Annotated in this window: 18 protein-coding genes; 8 read left to right on the top strand and 10 right to left on the bottom strand. The window is 63.6% G+C overall.

What is annotated here, in order from left to right; genetic code table 11:
• Window positions 1-2 precede the first annotated feature (2 nt).
• From Q8O96_RS04275 to Q8O96_RS04240, 8 genes are all read right to left on the bottom strand, one after another.
• Window positions 3-413 (bottom strand): VOC family protein, encoded by a 411-nt coding sequence (locus Q8O96_RS04275; protein WP_102864333.1) that lies wholly within the window; start codon window positions 411-413, stop codon window positions 3-5.
• Window positions 407-1,477 (bottom strand): OsmC family protein, encoded by a 1,071-nt coding sequence (locus Q8O96_RS04270; protein WP_110595803.1) that lies wholly within the window; start codon window positions 1,475-1,477, stop codon window positions 407-409. The genes Q8O96_RS04275 and Q8O96_RS04270 overlap by 7 nt, the downstream gene beginning before the upstream one ends.
• A complete protein-coding gene (locus Q8O96_RS04265) occupies window positions 1,474-2,772 on the bottom strand; it encodes a PLP-dependent aspartate aminotransferase family protein (RefSeq protein ID WP_102879861.1) in 1,299 nt (432 codons plus the stop codon). Before Q8O96_RS04265 ends, Q8O96_RS04270 begins: the two co-directional genes overlap by 4 nt.
• A gap of 147 nt (window positions 2,773-2,919) precedes the next feature.
• Window positions 2,920-3,174, bottom strand: coding sequence for an acyl carrier protein (locus Q8O96_RS04260; RefSeq protein ID WP_102879862.1), 255 nt, complete (start codon window positions 3,172-3,174; stop codon window positions 2,920-2,922).
• Between the two features lie 3 nt (window positions 3,175-3,177).
• Window positions 3,178-5,409: a fatty acid--CoA ligase family protein gene (locus Q8O96_RS04255; RefSeq protein ID WP_305948431.1), complete on the bottom strand. Its 2,232-nt coding sequence runs from the start codon at window positions 5,407-5,409 to the stop codon at window positions 3,178-3,180.
• Window positions 5,399-6,526: a radical SAM protein gene (locus tag Q8O96_RS04250; RefSeq protein WP_305948430.1), complete on the bottom strand. Its 1,128-nt coding sequence runs from the start codon at window positions 6,524-6,526 to the stop codon at window positions 5,399-5,401. The genes Q8O96_RS04255 and Q8O96_RS04250 overlap by 11 nt, the downstream gene beginning before the upstream one ends.
• Window positions 6,527-6,529: 3 nt before the next feature.
• Window positions 6,530-8,344 (bottom strand): B12-binding domain-containing radical SAM protein, encoded by a 1,815-nt coding sequence (locus Q8O96_RS04245; protein WP_102864327.1) that lies wholly within the window; start codon window positions 8,342-8,344, stop codon window positions 6,530-6,532.
• Window positions 8,344-9,843 (bottom strand): alkaline phosphatase family protein, encoded by a 1,500-nt coding sequence (locus Q8O96_RS04240; RefSeq protein ID WP_305948429.1) that lies wholly within the window; start codon window positions 9,841-9,843, stop codon window positions 8,344-8,346. Before Q8O96_RS04240 ends, Q8O96_RS04245 begins: the two co-directional genes overlap by 1 nt.
• A 592-nt stretch (window positions 9,844-10,435) precedes the next feature.
• On the opposite strand from Q8O96_RS04240, the gene speD reads away from it, so the two are divergent.
• From speD to Q8O96_RS04200, 8 genes are all read left to right on the top strand, one after another.
• Complete coding sequence (gene speD, locus Q8O96_RS04235; RefSeq protein WP_102864325.1) at window positions 10,436-10,870, top strand: adenosylmethionine decarboxylase; 435 nt, start codon at window positions 10,436-10,438, stop codon at window positions 10,868-10,870.
• Window positions 10,871-11,755: 885 nt separating this feature from the next.
• On the top strand, window positions 11,756-13,120 hold the full coding sequence (locus Q8O96_RS04230) for a glutamine synthetase family protein (protein WP_305948428.1): 1,365 nt from the start codon (window positions 11,756-11,758) through the stop codon (window positions 13,118-13,120).
• A gap of 157 nt (window positions 13,121-13,277) precedes the next feature.
• Window positions 13,278-14,591, top strand: coding sequence for an FAD-binding oxidoreductase (locus Q8O96_RS04225; RefSeq protein ID WP_305948427.1), 1,314 nt, complete (start codon window positions 13,278-13,280; stop codon window positions 14,589-14,591).
• Between the two features lie 173 nt (window positions 14,592-14,764).
• On the top strand, window positions 14,765-15,430 hold the full coding sequence (locus tag Q8O96_RS04220; protein ID WP_305948426.1) for a hypothetical protein: 666 nt from the start codon (window positions 14,765-14,767) through the stop codon (window positions 15,428-15,430).
• Entirely contained in the window at window positions 15,427-15,948 is a 522-nt protein-coding gene (locus Q8O96_RS04215) for a hypothetical protein (RefSeq protein WP_060838788.1), read from the top strand. Before Q8O96_RS04220 ends, Q8O96_RS04215 begins: the two co-directional genes overlap by 4 nt.
• The gene (locus tag Q8O96_RS04210; RefSeq protein WP_060838787.1) at window positions 15,945-16,466 is read left to right on the top strand and encodes a hypothetical protein; all 522 of its coding nucleotides are present in this window, start codon (window positions 15,945-15,947) and stop codon (window positions 16,464-16,466) included. The genes Q8O96_RS04215 and Q8O96_RS04210 overlap by 4 nt, the downstream gene beginning before the upstream one ends.
• Window positions 16,466-16,876, top strand: a complete 411-nt coding sequence (locus Q8O96_RS04205; RefSeq protein WP_102864320.1) for a GFA family protein — start codon at window positions 16,466-16,468, stop codon at window positions 16,874-16,876. The genes Q8O96_RS04210 and Q8O96_RS04205 overlap by 1 nt, the downstream gene beginning before the upstream one ends.
• Window positions 16,869-17,336 carry a hypothetical protein gene (locus tag Q8O96_RS04200; RefSeq protein ID WP_250330420.1) on the top strand — a complete coding sequence of 156 codons (468 nt, stop codon included), beginning with the start codon at window positions 16,869-16,871 and terminating at the stop codon, window positions 17,334-17,336. Before Q8O96_RS04205 ends, Q8O96_RS04200 begins: the two co-directional genes overlap by 8 nt.
• A gap of 104 nt (window positions 17,337-17,440) precedes the next feature.
• Here Q8O96_RS04200 and nadE read toward each other — a convergent pair whose 3' ends face one another.
• Window positions 17,441-18,268: an ammonia-dependent NAD(+) synthetase gene (gene nadE / locus Q8O96_RS04195; protein WP_305948425.1), complete on the bottom strand. Its 828-nt coding sequence runs from the start codon at window positions 18,266-18,268 to the stop codon at window positions 17,441-17,443.
• A gap of 1 nt (window position 18,269) precedes the next feature.
• Window positions 18,270-19,499: a nicotinate phosphoribosyltransferase gene (gene pncB, locus Q8O96_RS04190; protein WP_305948424.1), complete on the bottom strand. Its 1,230-nt coding sequence runs from the start codon at window positions 19,497-19,499 to the stop codon at window positions 18,270-18,272.
• Between the last annotated feature and the right edge of the window lie 7 nt (window positions 19,500-19,506).

Here is a 19,506-nt window from a genome sequence, read left to right as displayed (position 1 = left end):
CCTTACTCGTTCTTTCCCGGCTGCCCGGTATCCCGGACAGCGGCCTGCGGGCTGCACTGGACCAGGCCCAGGCGGTTGCCGAACGGGTCCTCGATCACCGCCTTGTAACTGCCCCACAGGGTCGGCCCTGGCGCCTCGACAAGGGTCACCTGCGGCGGCATCCGGGCAACCAGCGCATCCAGCTCAGGCACCATCAGGTCAAGCATGCTGGCCGGCGACGGTCGGGCCATCAGCGGGTCTTCGATCAGGCCGAGTCCGGCACCGCCCTGCTCGTCCACATCCAGGCTGATCCAGCGGGTCGGGGCAAAGCGCCGGCTGACCTGCAGACCCAGGACCTGCACATAGAAGGCTTCGGCAGCCGCCAGGTCGGGAACCGCCAGGGTGGCGAAACACAGGGTCGACTGATTCAGCATGGCTGGCACTCGCGGGCATCCTCGGGCAGCGGCCGGGCACCGACCTGGAACTCGAAACCCACCCGATGGCGAATCAGGGCACACACCACCGAGGCCTCGATGCTCGCCGCCAGCTGTTGCATCAGCGTCGCCAACTGGGCGGCCGGCCAGCCTTCGACTTGCAGTTCAAGCTCGATGTCCTGTAGGTGAACCGGGGTCGGCGCCACTTCACACATGCCGCGGATGTCCACCATGGCCCGCACGTCCAGGTGCACCGCACCCGGCAACTGCTGGCGACGGTTGAGCTGCGCCAGGACATCGGCGGCAATCGCCATCAGCAGGTATTCCTGGGGGTTGGGGCCCCAGTCGATACCGGCCAGCTGCTTGGGCTGGTCGATAGGAAAGCTGCGCAGGTCCTGAGGGTCCTGGTGGACGAAGTCCGCCCGCAGTTGAGTGCCATAGAGCCACTGGCAATCCAGGGACAGGGCCTGGGTCTTGGTCTGGACCGCCGCAGTATCCGCAGGCGCCTGCTCGAAGGGGCAAAACCTGTGCCAGGGGCCAGCGCCCTCGGCATCCACCAGACGTGCCGAAAGCCCCAGGGGCTGGACGAAAGTCTGGTGATTGGGACTGTGGCTCTTCACCGCCTCGATCACCTCCAGGGCTTCGCTGATCTTCTTGTCGGTGCCCGAACGGATCTCGTAGCGCACTTGGGGAGCAGCAGCGGCCGCTTCCTGCAGGATCGCGCTGGTGGTCATGGACAGATGATCGACCGTGGTCCGTCGCGCGGAAAACCCCGACACCGCGGACACCAGGAAACAGCCGGAGAGCGCCGCCAGGGCCAATTCCTGGGGCCAGGCCGGGTCCAGCAGCCCTTGGCATTGCAACGCCGGGCTGGGGCGGATCGGTACTTCGAAATGCCGCGGCGCGCGCAACAGGCCGATCAAGGCCGGAGCCACGCCGGCCAGCATGCCGCCGGCCGGCGAACAGTGCGCATAGGCGGCGTAACGGAAGATCGCCTGGGCCGGCTCTTGCTGGATCTCGTGGACAATCTCACTGAAGCCCGAGATGTTCATTCCGTTTCTCATGGCTGACTCCTTCCTTGGTAGACCTGACGCAACGCCTGCTCGAGATCGGCACACAGGTCATCAGGGTCCTCGATTCCCACCGACAGCCGGACCAGCCCGGGGTTGAGCCCGATCTTTTTCTGCTGCTCGCGAGTCAGGCCGCTGTGGGAGGTGTTGAACGGCAGGCTCACCAGCGACTCGACACCGCCCAGGCTGGTGGCACAGGTGATCAGCTTGAGGTGTTCCAGCAGTTGCAGGGCCGCCGGATCGCCGCCCCGCAGCTCAAAACCGAGCATGCCGCAGGTGGCCTGGGCGGCGTACTGGTACAGATGGGGGTGGGCATACTCCTCGGCATAGACCGAATGCACCGCGGTCACCTGCGGATGGCGTTCGAGAAAACGCGTCACCTGCCGGGCCCCTGCGGCATGAGCCTGCATGCGCACGGCCAGGGTCTTCATGCCCCGTTCCAGAAGGAAGCACACGAAGGGGTCCAGGTTACCGCCAAAGCGCAACAGCTGTGCCCAGACCCGGTCCACCAGCTTGCGACTGCCCGCAACCGCGCCACAGGTGGCGTCACTGTGCCCGTTGAGGTACTTGGTCGCCGAGTGGATGACGATATCGGCCCCCCACTCCAGGGGACGGCAACTGATGGGTGAAAGGAAGGTGTTGTCCACCACCAGGAGAATGTTCTCCTGCTTGCACAAGGCAGCGATGGCCAGCAGATCGATGGCCTTCATCAGCGGGTTGGACAGCAGCTCGAAAAACATGATCTGGGTCTGCGGGCGGATCGCCCGGCGAATCGCCTGCAGATCCAGCGGGTCGACATAGCTCACCGAGCGCCCGGCCTGGCTGATGTCGGCGTGCAGCAGGCTGTAGCTGCCACCGTAGAGATCGTAGGAAGAGATGATATGGCCATTGCGGTTGGTCAGGGCGAACAGGGTCGAGGCGATCGCCGCCATGCCCGATGACAGAACCAAGGCACTTTGCGCCCCCTCCATGGCCGCCACCTTCAACTGCACCGACCACTGCCCCGGGTTGCCGTAGCGGCTGTAGGTTGGAATGTCACGCACGTAGCCTTCCAGGAACGACTCGTAGGTGGACTGGCTGAAGCGAAAGGTGGTGCTGGGAAATATCGGCGTGCCCACGGCCCCGGTCACCGGGTCCTCGTAGGTGCCGGCGTGCACGCAGAGTGTCGCCGGGGCCTCGCCTTCGGTCAGCCAGCGATTGTTCTCCATCGCCGGCCCGGCCAGACGCTGGCGGTTGAGCTGGTTGAGCCAGGGCAACTGGGCATCGGTGCCGGGACGATTGGCAAACATTGCCTCAGTCTTTTTTGCATCGTTCACACGAATTCCCTCGTCGTTCGGTTCTTCCGGGCGGCCCGGCGGGCGCCGGGCCGCCCAGGTCGGCGCGCACTGCAAAGCGCGCGGCCGACGTTGGCAAAGAGACACATGCCGTCATCGTCCTCAGACGACCCGGGCCTGGGTCTTGTCGGCGACGAAGGCTTCCAGGCGCTCCAGCGAGTTGACCAGTTCAATGGACAGCTCGTTGTCCTCGATGGAAAAGCCGAACTCGGTTTCCACCTGGATCAGCAACTGCAAGGCGTCGATCGAGTTCAGGCCCAGGGTGCCGATCAGGTCGCCCCCCGAAAGGTCTTCGCGGCTCAGCTCACGGCCCACGGTGCTGGAGAACACTTTGATCAAGCGGTCGGTATCGGTCATTTTCTAGCTCCTGCTGAATAACATCGTGCATTGATAAATCATCGATTTGCGGCGCCAGATTTGCTCGCCGACGAACCCCAGGCGCGCCAGCGCCGCAACCACCTCGTCCTGCCTCGGGTACTGGCAGCCGCCATGGGTCAGCCAATCCACGCCGACAGCTGCCGAGGCCGTGTCGCAAAAGAAAATCTCGTCAATGATCAGCCGGCCACCTGCCCCCAGGCGCTCCAGCAAGGCAGGCAGGGCCTGGGCTACGCTGGGCTGGTGCAAGGTGTTGTCGAGCACGATGACGTCGAACCGGCACTCATCGAGCTCGGCCAATGTCTCCCGGCTGTGCACCGGAATATCCGCCGCCACAGGGTTGAGCCCCCCCAGTGGCACGATCCGGCTGGCGTTGCAGTCAAGGCGTCGGCGACCAAGCAACGCCTGGGTGTACACCGCGCCGGTGGCACAGACATCGAGCAGGCGAATGGCGCCCGTCGTGTGGAGCAAGGCCTTGCGCCAGGTCAGTTGCGCAGCCAGTTGCTTGTCCGCCCCGGACACTGCGCGCTGGTAGCGCCGAAGCAATTGCGGATGCTTGGGACTCTGCTCGAAAGCGCGCCGGTCGAGGCCGTCATGCAGCACCGCCAGCAGCTCGTCCAGACGGTTCCAGTGGCGGTTGTTGAAAGCTTCCAGATCGAGCACCGGAGCCAGGGCCTCAAGGTCCTGCGCATGCGCCTCGACGCCTGCGGCTTCCTGCACCAATCCGTTGGCCTGGGCGGTGTCGAAGGCCACCGCCAGAGTCTGCGCATGCAGCCCGGTACGCTGGGCAATCTGATCGACGCTCAAGCCCTGGGCACTGAGTTGCAAGGCGCCGCAATCCCACAATGCCAACAGCAATTGCGAACGCTTGTAAGCGTGGGCCGCGTCGAGCAATACCTGGCTGGCAGCCGGGCGGTAGCGGCGACTGAGCAGCGGCTTGCCATTACTGCTACGAGCAATCAATGCCGTGCGCTCGAAGCGGTCGGGGACCTTGGCCGACGCCAGGTTCGCCTGACAGTATTCGCGCAGCAGTCCCGGGTTCCAGGGCCGCTCGGCACTCCAGACCACGAAGGCGAAAATGTGGTCGTTGCCTGCCCGGGCCGACTTCACTGCCCGCACCGAGCAATCCAGTACGTCGGGGTGGCTGGTCAGTACCGATTCAATCTCAAACGGCGAAATCCAGCGTTCGCCCCGACGGATCGCACTGCTTTCACGACCGACAATGCTGTAGCCGACCGGACTTTGTTCGGCGATGTCGCCGGTGTCGTAAAGGCGGCCATCCTCCAGTCGCACCTTGAGGGCAAACGGCTGACCCGCCGCCGGCTCCACGACTTCGATCCCCGGCATTGGAAAGCCGATGGACAACGGCGGCAATGGCGCGACGCCGGCAAACACGGCACCGCTTTCGGTACTGCCATAGTTGCGCGACAGTCCGATGCCGAAGGCCTGCTGGAATTGCTGGTCGAGCTGTCCGTCCACCGGGCCGGCGCCGGACATCACCACCTTGAGCTGGGGCGGACGCTCACCCTGGCCAACCCGCTGGGCCATCAGGGTCGCCAGCATCGGCGTGACCACGCAATGGCTGGCGCGCAGACGCAGCGCCTGCAGCGCCGCCCCCAGTTCCGTGGGCTTGCAGATTTCCACCTGGGACCCGGCCAGCAACGCGCCCCACAACCAGCCCAGTGCATAGGCGTGATACACCGGGGCAATGAACAGTACCCGGTCCTCGTGGCTCAGTTGCAACAGCCGGCAATAGCGCAAGCCTTCGTCGCGCCAGCTGTGCAGGTCGCGAAAAACCAGCGACGGTTCCCCCGTGGTGCCCGACGTCAGCAGATAGATGCCACGCCGGTGTGGCTGCACTGCCGGATCGCCAGGCAGTGCAGCGCCAGGCTCAAGCGATGTCACCCGCAGTTCGCCCTGCTCCAGATGGACGCTGTGGCTGATCGCCCCCTGGGCGGCATAGCGCTGCAGTTCCTGGGGCTTGGCATCGCTGGCCACCAGCAACGGCGACAAGCCCTGCTCCAGCAGCACCAGCAACAGCGCGGCATGCTCAAGCGTACTGTCGAACACCAGCAGCAGGCGCTGCTGGCCGCTGCTGGCCAGTTCACCAAGCTGCCGGGCCCACTCACTGCGCCGGGTTGCCGGCAGCGAAGCCAGTACCGGCCCCGCGCTCAGTTGGGCAAACCAGCGGTCATCGGTCCGTGACTCAGGCGCCATGTTGATACGCTTCCTTGGCTTGTTCGAGCAGGTTCCTGACGGCCTGGGGCGCGTAGGAAGGCGCACGGCACAAATCGTCCAGGCTGATAGCGTCTTCGAAATACAGGCTCAGGGTGTCCCAGGGCGTGAAGCACCCCTTGCAGGCATCCAGCCGTGGTCGTTCAGCCAGCAGCAACTGATAGAACGGTGAGCGGTTCACCGGCGCCAGAGCCTTGTTCCAGTCCTGCTCCAGCACGTTGCCCATGTTGTGGAACCAAATGTTCGGACAGGGCGTGGCCACGCCGTCGCTGAAGGTCGACAGCACCAGGCGCGGCAGGTGACAGCGCCAGGTGCGCCGCCCCTGGTGATAGAACGAACTGAGGCGGTCCAGGTAGGCCTTGGGTGGCAGGATCTGCGGGTAACGCTCGCGCAGCTCGAACAACGCGTCGATGAAGGGATACTGCTCGGGGCGCACCTTGAACTTCTCGCTGTCCGGGCCGCGGACGGGGAACGGAAACAGCTGCGGCGGGTTGTCTGCAAACCCGGAGCACCACTCCACGAACTCGCGCAGATACGGCGCACTGCGGTCATTGAGCACGCCGTAGATTTCCAGCGGCAGGCCGGCCTCCAGGACCATCGCGATACGCTCCATGATCATCTCGTGGATGCGTGGCGACAGGACCCGATAGCTGTTGCCCTGATAGTTGCTGCTGTCGAGTGAGATCTGCACCACGACATTGCCCAGTTGGGCCAGGCGCCGCACTTTGTCCCGGGTCAACGGCAGGCCGTTGGTCTGTACAATCAGCACTTCATGCAGGGGCGACATGCTCTCGATGAAGCTCATGATGCCCTTGATGATGAAAATCTCGCCGCCGGTGAGTTTCAGCAGCGGTGGCTTGAAGGTGCGGTTGACCCGCTCGACGATGGTCTGCAGACGCCGGCCCAGGTCACTGTCTTGGCTGTAGACGTCGTGCACCGGCGGCTGGAAGATCAGCTTGCCTTCGTGGGACGACTTCATGTTGCTCTGCCCGGTCAGGCAGTAGGTGCACCCCAGGTTGCAGGAGTCCTCGTTGATGACCAGGTCATTGCCCAGCAACTGGCTGTGACCGAGAAAGTTCACCGGTTCGGCATTCGTCATGGCTCAAGCCCCTTTGCTGAACTGGATGTCGCGCAGGCTCAGCCCGGCGCGGTGGAGTTGCATGCTGATACCCAACTGGACCTGGCGCAGCTCGCCGAGCTTGACCCGGTAGAACTGCTCGACCTGGGGTCGCCGTTCATGGGCATAGGCCTCGTCGAGGGTCCCCTGCTCGGCCAGGTCAGTCATCTCGGAAATCAGCGCATAGTTGAAATCGCTCATGAGCCGGCGCAATTCGGCGGCCTTGGCTTCGCCGGCTTCGAGAATCGCCATGCCCCGGGCGTCGCCGAGCACCGCACGCCGCAAGCGCGACATGAAGGTGTGCATGACAATGTCGTAGGTCTCGAACTCGAACACCGCCGGTTCCTTTTCGATGACCATTTCCGAGGCGTACTTCTCGCCGTAGAGCAAGGCACTGATGGTCGACAACTGACGCACTCGCGGGTCTTCGAAGTCGTAGCTCAGGGCATTGAGCGACACATCGAAGTCGTCATGCAGCTTGCCCTCGGCGCGCAGGGTCTCGACCGCCTCCGCCCCGGGATAGAGCTCCAGGCGCACGGTGTAGCGGCGCAGGTTGTAGCCCATGTATTCGCGCAGGAAGAGGTTGTTGTCACGGATCTCCTGGAAGGTCGACCAGGGGTGATAGGCAATGAATCCGAAGGCCACGTAGATGCCGGCACCACGCACCAGCTCGATGGCCCGCTTGTTGTCCTCGACCGTGGACTTCTTCTTCCAGCGGTCCAGGCCGATCTGTGAACCCGACTCGATGCCGATCAGCACCTTCTCCAGGCCGGAGCGGTACAGCAGGTCCAGCAGCGGCTGGTCTTCGGGGTGCCAGTTCTTGGCCTGCATGCAGCAGTTGTAATAGATCTTCAGCCCACGATCGAGCACGCCCTGGGCGATGTCGGCAATCCGCTGCTTGGCGAACGGCGCACCGCCCGGGTCTTCGAAGGTCGAGTCGACGAAGTCGAAGGTGTTGAAGTTGTACTTGTGATAAAGCCGCTCGATTTCATCGACGATATTGTCCGGGGTCCTGGCCCGCCAGAGCTTGCCGGGGTTGATCTTGTTGCCGGCGTGAGGCGCGTTGCAGAAGGTGCAGCGCGCAGTGCAGCCACGGGTGGTGGCCAGGCGCAGGTAGGGCAGCTTGCCACTGTTGAGCTCGAACTGATCCCGCGCCGGCTCAGGCAGCATGTCCAGCTCCGGCACCGGCTTGCCAATGGGGTTGTCGATGACGAACCCGCCCTCCTCGCGCCAGCTCAGGCTCGGCACCCGGGCGTAGTCGCCGTGATCCCAGAAGGCCTCGACGTAGCGCACCAGCGGCACGTCGCCCTCACCGCGCACCAGGGCGTCAAGGAAGCTCCAGTTGGGGTTGCTCAGCAACTTGGAGCCCAGGAAGGTGGCCAGCGGGCCACCGGCCAGAAACGCCACCTGCTCGGGCAGGGCCGCACGCAATGCCGAACCGAAAGCGGTGGCATGACTGACGGTGACCGTGGTCAGGGAGAAACCAATGAGGTCGGGCTTGAAGGCCACCACTTCAGCAATGGCAATCTCGTCGCCGTGCTGGATCGACTTGACCTCGACCACCTGGCACTCGGCTCCCAGGTCCCGCAGGATCGACACCAGGTAACTGACGCCCAGGTGTTCGGAACTCATCACCAGGTCGCCATCGAGCAACACCGGAAAGCACACGCGCATCGGCTGCGGCTTGCGGAAGTCGACAGTGGAATGCAGCGGATTGGTCGGTGGCGCGTCGATCGGCTCAGCCAGGTTGGCGAGCGGAATCAACCCGTCGGCGGCGTTGGTGAACTGCACGGTTTCCATTAAAAATACCCAATTTGTTGTAATTGGCTGTCCATGAAGCGCTGTTCTTCTTCACTCATTCGTTGCCCGCCACAGCCTTTGCGGCCGGGCTCGCGCTGCGGCTCGTGGGCCGGTTCCAGCAACCAGTGGCCTTCCAGCCCTTCAGGGACCGGCAGCCCCAGATGGGCCAGGATCGTCGGGTAGATGTCTTCGATCCGCGCTTGCAGCGCGGCGTCCTCGGGAAAGGTCGAGCCACGGATAAACACGATGCCGTCGGGCCGATGCACGCCACGCTGGGCCGGTGTACTCCAGACCCGGCCGGTGAGTGCCGGCGTCGGCATGACGCTGAAATCCCTGGGGATCAGCAGGTAGTCGGGAGCGTCCTGCAGGCGTGCGCCGGCATACACCTGATCGGCCTTGACCAGCGTGAACCAGGGGCGCCCCTGTTCGTCGAGCACCTGCGCCAGGGCTTGCTGCAAACGCGCTTCGGCCTCCGGCAACTGCTCGGCGCGCAGCACCCCCTGGGCCTCGCGCCCCATCAGATTGGCATTGACACCGAAGCAGCCAGGGGTGGGCATGTAGAACTCGGTGCGCGACCAATCCACCACACGTCGGTAGCTTCCGGGGGCGTCGAACCAGGAACGCGCCCCCGGGTCGTCGTGGGAGGCCTCGGCGCCCGAGTCCTGGAGTTCATAGCGGGTCGCCAGCAGGCCCTGTTGTTCGAGGAACTCGTGCACGCTGAAGTCCGCTTCACACAGGCCAAAGCCATGGTCGGAAGCCACCACCACCAGGGTGTCGTCATCGGCCAGGGTCAATACCGTGCCCAGCGCCTGATCAATATCGATATAACACTGTTCCACTACTGAACTTGGCGCCGAGTGATCGCCCCAATAATAGTGACTGACACGATCAACTTCGGTGAAGACTACAAACAGTGCATCCACTGGTCGGGTCCGCTGCAGAAAACAGCAAGTATCGGCACGCCCCTTGATAAACTTTCGCGCCTGCTCACAGTAGTCTTCCTGACCGCGATACATAGTGACAATGTCTGAGTGATAGTGCAGTCCCGCCTGCATCAACTCATGCATCAAGTTGGCGGGCGAGGTATATCTCAGGGTTTTGGCCAATGGCCAGCTGATCATATAGCCGCCCTGAAGATCTGCCGGCGGATGAGTCATGGGGATATTGTAGGCACCGACTTTCAGCCCCTGGCGTTCCAGGGTCAGCCAGCAGGGTTCACGCCCATAGTCGGCAGCGTTCATTGCCCGGAAACGATAGTCCGCAGACTGGGTCGACCAGAACTGGTAGATCCCGTGTTCACCCGGAGAAACCCCGGTAAACATGGAGGCCCAGCCCGGTGCCGTGTGCGGTGGGAAGGTCGATTGCAGTACCCCATGGGAGGCGCGCCGGCGCAGTGCGCTGAAGTTCGGCAGCAATCCCCGAGCCATCAGTTGCTGGAGGACAGCATGGGACGCCCCGTCGATACCGAAGACCAACAACTTCAACTTCTGATCTTCCATGATCACCCACCTCCGACACTAAAGTTCAACCAGATAAACTTTCATCAACATTGCAGAACAACATTTCAAACAGCAGCGACGTATAAGAAGCGCTATTGCGACGCCATTCGAAAACCAACCGACAAAGTTCGAGACCCACAACTACCAGGCACAGCCGGAACAGCAGCGAAAACAAGCTAACACCGACATCAAACAAAGAACTCCGAAAATAATTTCAGACTTGTAACAAAATCAATCCGAGTATGAATCGATATTTCCAGAAACTAATAAAGGAACAGATTCGCCCCCGGACAGCACGGCGACGCCTGCCGATGGCGATAGCTGAACCGATGAGTGAGTTGATCAAGGCCCATGAATCATTGCCGGTGCCGTGCGCCGCCTTGCCTCGGGGCCTGCGCGCCAGGTGCTGATCGCTCCGCCAGGGCCTGCGAAACAATTGGTATCAACCTCTTACATACTCAAATAACCCGCCGGCAATTTGCCTGGAAATCGAGTACCGGCTATCCCATCATCGGCGCCTGCAATCAGGCCTGCGCAGCCTGTCACTCACCGACCCGCGCCATCCGTACTGGTGTCGAAACAGGGAAGTCCTATGAACCCGAACGCCAATGCTTTTTTTGGCAGGCACACGCTGGGCGAGCTCTATCAGATCGCCCCCGAAAAGCTCAATGACCTGGATGCCTTGACCCAACTGCTGTGTGCCGCTTCCGCCGAAGCCGGCGCGACGGTCTGTGGCACGCTGACAAAACGCTTCGAGCCACAAGGCGCAACGGTCCTGGTGATGCTGGAGGAGTCCCATGCCTCCTTCCACACCTACCCCGAGCATGGCGCGCTGTTTCTCGACATTTTTACCTGCGGCACAACCTGCGACCCGGTCAAGGCATTCGACTACATCTGTTCGAACCTGGGCTGCGATGTACGGGCGATGAAGATCGTTGAGCGGGGAGCGACGCAAGCATCCCCTCACCTGCCAGCCAGCCATGCAGCGCCGGTGGTACGGCACCAGGCAGAGTCGGTCGATCCCTAGGCTTTGTACGAAGAGCCTTGATACTCGGTGATGCTGCGTGGAAAACGGCCTCGTGCGCGAGTCCGATCGGAAGGCTCATTTACACCCCGTAAAGTCGAACGCGACCCCGGCCGTTCCTCGACCGTTTTCGCCTTGCCTGACCTTCGTCTTGAAACTTTTCGTACAGAGCCTAGCGAACGCCGGCCCGAGCTGAAGCCCCGGGCCTCATGCACCGCCGACAGGGGCTGCCGGCACCTGTGCCCGGTGTCTACTGGGGTTCTGTAAAAAAAATCAGACACTTCTGGCAACCAGAAAGCACCGCTCTAGCTCGCACCTCTCCCCGTGGGTGCAGGGCACCCGCCAGGGCACTGGAGCCGTTTACCCCCCTTACATTGGCGGACGGATTCTTGCAGTATTGATCCGCCCTGGGACAACGGCTCCATTGCTCTGCCCCAGCAGCGCCCGGTTCCCATAACCAATAACTACAACGAACTCGACAGCGAGATCACCCGGCGATGTACCCCCTGAGCCCGTTTCACGGATTCGACAGATCAGTTCCCGCGCCCCTGCACAGTGGCCGCGGTGGTGATGTCGACGCTCGGTTCTCGCTGCCCCGCTCACGCCCCGCCACGCCTCGTGAGGTTCATGAGGACCGCGCCGCCGTTATCGGCTTGTACTTGCTGGGCAGGTCCTGCCCATGAAGCTAATGGTCAACCTGCCCATGGCCCTGTGCCGCTCCCGTCTGCGCCACTCCTCACGTCCTCCGGATCGCTCGCCTGCGGCCTGATCGCGCGCCTCTGCGCGTAACGCCCCAGAACTGATTTCTGCCCTTGCAACCGAGCCGCACACGGCGTTGTTGCAGGACCTGAAAACCTGCGCGCCCCAATGGCGCAAGCGAGAATCCTGATGAAATTTGCCGCCCTCGACGAAGCCCGTGACTTCCTGGCCGCCAACCCTGACATCGACATGATCGAGCTGTTCATCCTCGACGCCAACGGCGTGCCCCGAGGCAAGCTGCTGCACCGCGAAGAACTGCTGGCGGTGTATGAAAGCGGCCGGCCCCTGCCCAGCACCATCCTCGGCCTGACTCTCAACGGCGACGACGTGGAGAACTCCGGCCTGGTGTGGGACGTCGGTGATATCGACTGCCGCGCCTACCCGCTGGCCGGCAGCCTGGTGCGCCTGCCCTGGCGGCAGATTCCCACCGCGGCGGTGCAGGTCAGCATGCATCCGCAAGAGGGCATGCCCGCCAGCATCGCCGACCCGCGCCACCTGCTGATCAAGGTGATCGACAGCCTCAAGGCCGAGGGTTACCACCCGGTGATGGCCTGCGAGCTGGAGTTCTACCTGCTGGACGCCAAGCGTGACGGCAACGGCCGACCGCAACCGGCCCTGGACGCCGACGGCGGTCGTCCGCGCAGCACCCAGGTCTATGGCCTGCGCGAGCTGGAGCAGATCGAGCCGTTCCTCGCCGATCTCTACGCCGCCTGCAAACTGCAAGGTATTCCAGCACGCACGGCGATCTCCGAATACGCCCCGGGCCAGGTGGAAATCACCCTGGAACACGGCGATGCCCTGCAGGCCATGGACCAGGCGGTGCGCTACAAGCGCCTGGTCAAGGCCGTGGCTCACAAGCACGGGATGCAGGCCACCTTCATGGCCAAGCCGTTCGATCACCTGGCCGGCACCGGCATGCACATGCACGTGAGCATTGCCGATGCGGCGGGCCGTAACCTGTTCGCCTCCGAGGACCCGGCCGGCACCCCGCTGCTGCGCCAGGCGGTGGGCGGGATGCTCGCTTCCCTGCTGGAATCGCTGCTGCTGTTCTGCCCCAACGCCAACTCCTACCGGCGCTTCCAGGCCAACAGCTACGCGCCCCTCGCGCCGACCTGGGGCGTCGACAATCGCACCGTGAGCCTGCGGGTGCCCGGTGGCCCGGCCAACAGTCGGCACATCGAACACCGCATCTGCGGCGCCGATGCCAACCCTTATCTTGCGGCGGCGGCGATCCTCGCCGGCGTCCATCGTGGCCTGCGCGAACAGCTCGATCCGGGCGATCCGGTGCAGGGCAATGGCTACGCCCAGGCCACCGAGCTGCTGCCCACCGACTGGCTGACCTCGCTGATCGCCCTGGAGCAATCGGCCTGGGCCCGGGATGCCCTGGGCCATGAGTTCCTCGGCGTGTACCTGGCGGTCAAGCGTGCCGAATACCGCCAGTTCATGGCCGAAGTCGGCGAGCAGGACTGGCGCTGGTACCTGACCCAGGCCTGAGCCGCAGAAACGATCTGCGGTGCTGGACTCATGGGCAAGGCGGCCTGAAACCGCTTTGCCGGACCTGAGCTGCGCCCGGCAGATCATCGACAGTTGCTGAAGCGCTGGCCGCTGCCCCCACGCAGCAGCCGGTTGTTTTTTCCACGAGGATTTTTCAATGACAGCCGCCTTCGATCCGCGGACCCCGGCAGCCGAGCGCTGCCCCAGCTACTACAGCGCCACCCTGAATCAGGAAACCCATTACCCGACCCTGCAAGGCAGCCATCAGGTGGATGTGGTGATCATCGGCGGCGGCTTCACCGGCGTCGCCAGCGCGGTGGAATTGGCCGAACGCGGCCTGAAAGTCGCCATCGTCGAAAGCCACAAGATCGGCTGGAGCGCCACCGGGCGCAACGGTGGCCAGGTCACCGGCAGCCTTTCCGGCGATGCGGCCATGCGCAAGCAGATGCGCCGCGAACTGGGCGACGAGGTCGACGATTTCATCTGGAACCTGCGCTGGCGCGGACACCGGATCATCCAGCAACGGGTCGAGAAATACGCCATCGCCTGCGACCTCAAGCACGGCCACCTGCACGCGGCCTACAAGCCCAGCCACCTGCCCGGCCTGCGCGCCGACTACGACGAAGCGCTGCGCCGCGGCATGGGCGACGAAGTCAGCCTGCTGGACCGGGCCCAGGTGCGCGGCCTGCTGGAAAGCGACCTCTATCACGGCGCGATCAAGAACACCCGCAACCTGCACCTGCACCCGCTGAACCTGTGCATCGGCGAAGCCCGGGCCGCCGAAAGCCTGGGGGCGCTGATTTTCGAGCACAGCGAAGTGCTGCAGATCGTCCACGGCGAACACCCGGCAGTGATCACCGCCCAAGGCCGAATCAACGCCAAGCAAGTGCTGCTGGCCGGCGACGTCTACCACAAGCTGGAGCCGAAGAAGCTCAAGGGCAAGATCTTCCCGGCCATGGGCGGCATCGTCACCACCGAGCCGTTGGGCGACCTGGCCAAGCGCCTGAACCCCGAAGACCTGGCGGTCTACGACTGCCGCTTCGTCCTCGACTACTACCGCATGACCGCCGACGGCCGCCTGCTGTTCGGCGGCGGCGCCAACTACAGCGGCAAGGACTCGCGGGACATCGCCGGCGAACTGCGCCCGTGCATCGAACGCACCTTCCCGGCGCTCAAGGGCGTGGGGATCGACTTCCAGTGGAGTTGCGCCATGGGCATCGTGATCAACCGCATCCCGCAACTGGGCAAGCTCTCGGACAACGTCTGGTACTGTCAGGGCTACTCCGGGCACGGCGTGGCCACCAGCCACATCATGGGCGAGATCATGGCCGAAGCCCTGACCGGCCACCTCGGCCACTACGACACCTTCGCCGCCTGCCGACACATCCGCGTGCCCTTTGGCGACCAGTTGGGCAACCCGATGCTGGCGGCGGGCATGTGGTACTACCAGATGCTGGAGAAACTGCGCTGAGGGTTCGGTCAATAGGCCCCCCTCTGGTCATTGTCACTGGCCGCAACTACCCAAAGCCCAACCGATTCCGTACCATCGCGCCGCTCACGAGCGGCGCCAGGGAAGGCCATGTACAGACACTCATGCCTCCCTCCCTGCCTGCGCCTTGTCCAAAGTCACTTTCAGGGTTCCCCATGTTCCGCGTACTCAAGGCTTCGTCCTTGCTGCTGGCCACCAGCATAATTTCTGGCTGCATCAGCCAACCCGCCGCCATCGTCAGCGCCCCTCTGCAACCCGCAGCCAACGAACCCACGACCTATCTGGTGGGCGCTATTGGCCCGCAGTACCTGGGCGGCGGCGGTGCCGCCACCAACCTGCGCCTGCTGATTCGCAAGCGCGGCTCAATCAATGGCGCCGCGGCACTCTGGGAGGGCGACCCACGGCCAACGCCTGAGGACATCCATGAACCCCGCGCAGCCGGCAGTGTATTTGTCATGCCGCTCAAACCGGGTGATTACGAGTTCTACAACTTCCAGTTCTGGTCCATGGTCTACACCCCGGGGCTCGGCTCACGCCTGCAATCCCAGGAAGCGCGCGAAGAGTTCGTACTGCCGCTGCGCCTGGAGGCGGGCAAGGCGTATTACATCGGCGAGTTTCGCTCGGTCTGCAGCCAAGTGACCCAGTGCTTCTTGGCTTGGAGCAATCAGATGCCCCGTGACGCCGTGATTGCCCAGCGCCAGGTGCCGGGGCTGCCGGACCTGCAATGGATGCCGCTGGATCTGGACAAGGCCAAGCCCTTCATCCTTCCCGTCGACAAGCAAACCAGCCCAGCCAACGCCACTGCGGAGATTCATCCATGAAATCCTGCCTGACCCTTTGCGCCCTCCTGCTGCTCGCGGGCTGCACGGCAACCGACACCTTGCCGGACCGTCCGCTGACGGATGGCCAAGCCTATTTGATGCCCCTGCATGTGATGGTCGATGACCCATTGCGCGCCGCTGAGTTACGTAACGCCTTGCGTGCCACCGGGGTGTTCGCAGATGTCCAGACCGGCGCCGGACAAGCTGGCGACTACAGCGCCCGCATTCAGTTCAAGTCCGAGCGGGACATGCCGCCAATGCCGTTGATCTTCCTCAGTGCCGCCACTCTGTTCCTGATGCCGCTCTCCAATGGCATCGACACCCACACCGACATCAGCCTGCTGCACGAGGGCAAGCTCCTCAAGCGCTACAGCTATCGCAACCTGACGCATAAATACACCTGGTTGCTGGATCAAGGCGGTGAAATGCAAGAACAGAATATCCAGCGCATCGCCCGCGCCTTTGCTGGCGATCTGCGTCAGGATCAACTGTTGCCAACCGCGAGTCAGGCCCAATGAACCCCATAGGTTTGACCACCCTGCTGTGCAGCGCACTGATCATCACCGGTTGTGGCACCCGAATGGCACCGCTGGACTACCGCAGCCAACATCCCTATGTACCGCTGACCCTGGACCTGGGCCCGGTGAAAAGTCGCTTCGACGAACAGGAGCAACGGGAAACCATCGCCGCCCTGCGTCAAACCGGAGCCTTCTCCTTTCTCGATGGTGGCTACAGCCGCAGCGGCTACCGCCTGCTGATCAGCGAGCCAGGCGGCAAGAGCGCGGGGTTGCTTGGCGCGTTGAATGCCATCACCCTGCTGACCTTCCCCATGCCCTACTCCTACCAGAGCAACTTGCGCGGCAGCCTGCTCAAGGACGGCCAACTGCTCAAGACCTACGACTACCGCCGTGAAGGCTATAGCGTAGCGGCCTGGTATGTTCCGCCGGTGCAGGTCGAAAGCCGCAGACAGATGCTCGATGAACTGCTGCATGACTTGGAAAAGGACCGTTTGATTCCTCAGGAGAACCCACGCTGATGACTGCCAGCCTGTACCGGGGCGGCTGCCTGTGCGGGCAGATTCGCTTCGAGGCCCGAGGGCCTGCCGCCAATCCCCATACCTGCTCGTGCAAACTGTGCCAGCGCCACAGCGGCGCCCTGACCCTGGCCTGGGTCGAGTTCCCCAGCACCCAGGTGACCTGGACCGGCCCCGCCGGCGCTCCGGCGACCTTCAGGTCTTCGGACTATTCGAGCCGAGCCTTCTGCCGGGCCTGCGGCAGCTCCCTGGGGGCCATCGATGATCAACCGACCATTGCCTTGCTCCTGGGCTGCTTCGACGACAACCGCGACCCGGCGCTGATGCCGCACAGCCATTCGTTCAGCGACCGCTGGCCCGAGGGCTGGCAGCCCGCGCCGACAACGCAGGATAAAGGTGGACAGCATGAGTGAATCACCGTCGCACTGCTGCGCGCCCCTCGCCTCGAATGTCTGGACCTGGTACGGCCAGGACGAGTACCGAAAGATCATCCTGCTGGGAGAGCTGGGCCCGGCCCTGGAGTTCCTGGCCTCGGAGGCCGACCGCCAGCGCACGGAGGTCGGCTGCTGCGCCGAGTGTGGCCTGTGGTCCAACCACCTGGATTATCTCGAGGGCTTCGTGAAGCACTTTCCGGCGTACCTGGCGCCCACTCTGCACCCGCGCCTGCAAACCCTGTTGAGCGGCTGTGAAGCGCTGTGCCGAGAGGCCTACGGGGTAACGCTGGAGGACAACGGCTTCAAACACCCGCAATGGCTGCCCCTGCGCCAGGAAGCGCGCGAGTTGCTGGGCATGCTGGGTTGGCAGGACGTGCGCGAGCATATGCCCGAGCTGATTGAAGAATGCCGGGCGAGCTTGAGGAAATGGCCGGATTGAAGGGCGGGTGGCCGCGCTTGGCTAGCGCGGTTGTTCGCTGGCAAGCCAGCTCCTACGGCCGGGGGTGATGGAGTAGGAGCCGGCTTGCCGGCGAAGGCGTCGGCTCAGGCGGGACTGCGGGGCAAGGCGCGTTTGTGAGCGGTGCGCCGGTAGGCGCTTTCAATCAGTTGGCGCACGCTATCGGGCACCGGTTGGCCCATCAGGTAGGCATCGATTTCTTCGTAGCTGCAACCATAAGCCGTTTCATCCAGCTTGCCCGGAGCCAGTTCCTCCAGGTCCGCAGTGGGCGCCTTGTGCACCAGATGGCCTGGCGCGCCGAGGGCATCGGCCAGCAGCCGCACTTGGGTCTTGGTCAGGCCCGACAACGGGGCCAGGTCGCAGGCGCCGTCGCCGTACTTGGTGAAGAAGCCCATCAGGGCCTCGGCAGCGTGGTCGGTGCCCACCACCAGGCCATTGCTGAAGTTGGCCACGGCGTACTGCGCGATCATCCGCGCCCGGGCCTTGACGTTGCCCTTGGCAAAGTCCGTGAGGGCCGCCGAGGGTTGCAAGCCGTCGATCCGCACCTGGCTCATCATTCCATCGACGCTGTCGGCAATGTTGCAGGTACTGACGCTGTCCGGGCGAATGAAGTCCAGGGACGCCTGGGCATCGCTTTCGTCCGCCTGGTTCTTGTAGGGCAGGCGCATGGCGATGAAGCGGGCCTCATGCCCTGCCCCGCGCAGTTGCTCCACCGCCAGTTGGCACAGGCGGCCGGCGGTCAGGGAGTCCACCCCGCCGCTGATGCCCAGCACCAGGCTGCCGCACCCGGACTCGCGCAGCACCTGCTGGATAAAGTCCACGCGCCGGGCGATCTCGGCGGCCTCGCCACCGCGCACCAGTTGCCGGTCGATGCCCAGTTCCCGGGCGATACGTTCTTGGGTTGGGTTGCTCATGTCAGGCCTCCAGGGGCGAGTGGGCAAGATCGACGTTGAACACCTGGGCGGCGTAGCGCAGGAACGACGGGTCTTCGCAGACGTTCTTGATCGGGTCGTCGGAGAACTTCACCACCGGCTCGCCATGCACCCGCACCAGCTTCATCACGATGCTCAGCGGCTCGACGCCTTCGACGTCGCAAGCCAGGCTGGTGCCCATGCCGAAACCGAACCTGGCCTGGCCACGCACGTGGCGCAGGATCGGCAGGCATTTCTCGAAGTTCAGGCCATCGGAGAACATCAGGTCCTTGGTCCGTGGGTCGATGCCCAGTTCGCGGTAGCGGGCCAGGACCTTGTCGGCCCAGAGCAGCGGGTCCCCGGAATCCTGGCGCAGGCCGTCGTAGAGCTTGGCGAAGTACAGGTCGAAATCCTTGAGGAAGAAGTCGGTGCTGATGCAGTCGGTCAGGGCGATGCCGAGGCGTCCGCGATACTCGTGCACCCAATTCTCCAGGGCGGCGCTCTGGCTCTCCCGCAACCGCCCCAGTTGCTGGTGCACCATCAGCCACTGGTGGGCCATGGTGCCGATCAGCGGCAGGTCGAACTCGTAGGCCAGGTGGGCATTGCTGGTGCCGACGAAGACCCCGGGAAAGTCGCTGCGCATGATCTTCACCACTTCGCGCTGGGCCTTGAACGACAGGCGCCGGCGGGTGGAAAAATCCGAAACGCGGAACTCGGCAAGCTCGTCGCGGCTGGCGTTTTTCTCCAGCCATTCAAACTTCTGGTAGAGCCGGCGAGTGACATCCTCAAGCTCCACCTCGGGGTACTTATCGCGGTTGCGCAACTCGCTGACCATGGCCAGCACCGGCTGCTCGAACATGATGCAGTGCAGCATCGGACCACGGACGCGGATGCTCAGTTGGCCGTCGACCGCCGCCACGTGGATGTAGCGCAGGTTGAAGCGGAACAGGCCGAGGAACTGTTCGAAGTCCGGGGTCAGGTACTCACGAAAGCGCTTGTTGAACAAAAAGCGCTGTTCGCCTTCGCGCATCTGCAGGCCGGCAAGCTTTTCCAGTTCCTGGCGGATCTCGGGGATCAGGTGCACCAGGGACTCTTTGGAGCGGACGATGAACTGATATTCCACATCGACATTGGGGTGCTGGTGCAGCACCGCCTGCATCATGGTGAAGGTGTAGTAGTCGGTGTCCAGCAGGCTCTGAATCACGCCGTTGTTACGGTCGAATGCACTTTCCATGATGACT

Source organism: Pseudomonas sp. LPH60, assembly GCF_030718165.1.
In the GTDB taxonomy this organism is placed as follows: domain Bacteria; phylum Pseudomonadota; class Gammaproteobacteria; order Pseudomonadales; family Pseudomonadaceae; genus Aquipseudomonas; species Aquipseudomonas danubii.
Note: the sequence above shows the minus strand (reverse complement) of the source record. Positions and strands in the feature narration are given on the sequence as shown.

Bases quoted from the DNA above. Each gene is read 5' to 3' on its own strand.
- Q8O96_RS04205 (WP_102864320.1), top strand. From the start codon at position 16,466: ATGACTGCCAGCCTGTACCGGGGCGGCTGCCTGTGCGGGCAGATTCGC.
- Q8O96_RS04275 (WP_102864333.1), bottom strand. From the start codon at position 413: ATGCTGAATCAGTCGACCCTGTGTTTCGCCACCCTGGCGGTTCCCGAC.
- Q8O96_RS04250 (WP_305948430.1), bottom strand. From the start codon at position 6,526: ATGACGAATGCCGAACCGGTGAACTTTCTCGGTCACAGCCAGTTGCTG.
- Q8O96_RS04255 (WP_305948431.1), bottom strand. From the start codon at position 5,409: ATGGCGCCTGAGTCACGGACCGATGACCGCTGGTTTGCCCAACTGAGC.
- Q8O96_RS04200 (WP_250330420.1), top strand. From the start codon at position 16,869: ATGAGTGAATCACCGTCGCACTGCTGCGCGCCCCTCGCCTCGAATGTC.
- Q8O96_RS04270 (WP_110595803.1), bottom strand. From the start codon at position 1,477: ATGAGAAACGGAATGAACATCTCGGGCTTCAGTGAGATTGTCCACGAG.
- Q8O96_RS04225 (WP_305948427.1), top strand. From the start codon at position 13,278: ATGACAGCCGCCTTCGATCCGCGGACCCCGGCAGCCGAGCGCTGCCCC.
- Q8O96_RS04215 (WP_060838788.1), top strand. From the start codon at position 15,427: ATGAAATCCTGCCTGACCCTTTGCGCCCTCCTGCTGCTCGCGGGCTGC.
- Q8O96_RS04245 (WP_102864327.1), bottom strand. From the start codon at position 8,344: ATGGAAACCGTGCAGTTCACCAACGCCGCCGACGGGTTGATTCCGCTC.
- Q8O96_RS04220 (WP_305948426.1), top strand. From the start codon at position 14,765: ATGTTCCGCGTACTCAAGGCTTCGTCCTTGCTGCTGGCCACCAGCATA.
- pncB (WP_305948424.1), bottom strand. From the start codon at position 19,499: ATGGAAAGTGCATTCGACCGTAACAACGGCGTGATTCAGAGCCTGCTG.
- nadE (WP_305948425.1), bottom strand. From the start codon at position 18,268: ATGAGCAACCCAACCCAAGAACGTATCGCCCGGGAACTGGGCATCGAC.
- Q8O96_RS04240 (WP_305948429.1), bottom strand. From the start codon at position 9,843: ATGGAAGATCAGAAGTTGAAGTTGTTGGTCTTCGGTATCGACGGGGCG.
- Q8O96_RS04265 (WP_102879861.1), bottom strand. From the start codon at position 2,772: ATGTTTGCCAATCGTCCCGGCACCGATGCCCAGTTGCCCTGGCTCAAC.
- speD (WP_102864325.1), top strand. From the start codon at position 10,436: ATGAACCCGAACGCCAATGCTTTTTTTGGCAGGCACACGCTGGGCGAG.
- Q8O96_RS04230 (WP_305948428.1), top strand. From the start codon at position 11,756: ATGAAATTTGCCGCCCTCGACGAAGCCCGTGACTTCCTGGCCGCCAAC.
- Q8O96_RS04260 (WP_102879862.1), bottom strand. From the start codon at position 3,174: ATGACCGATACCGACCGCTTGATCAAAGTGTTCTCCAGCACCGTGGGC.
- Q8O96_RS04210 (WP_060838787.1), top strand. From the start codon at position 15,945: ATGAACCCCATAGGTTTGACCACCCTGCTGTGCAGCGCACTGATCATC.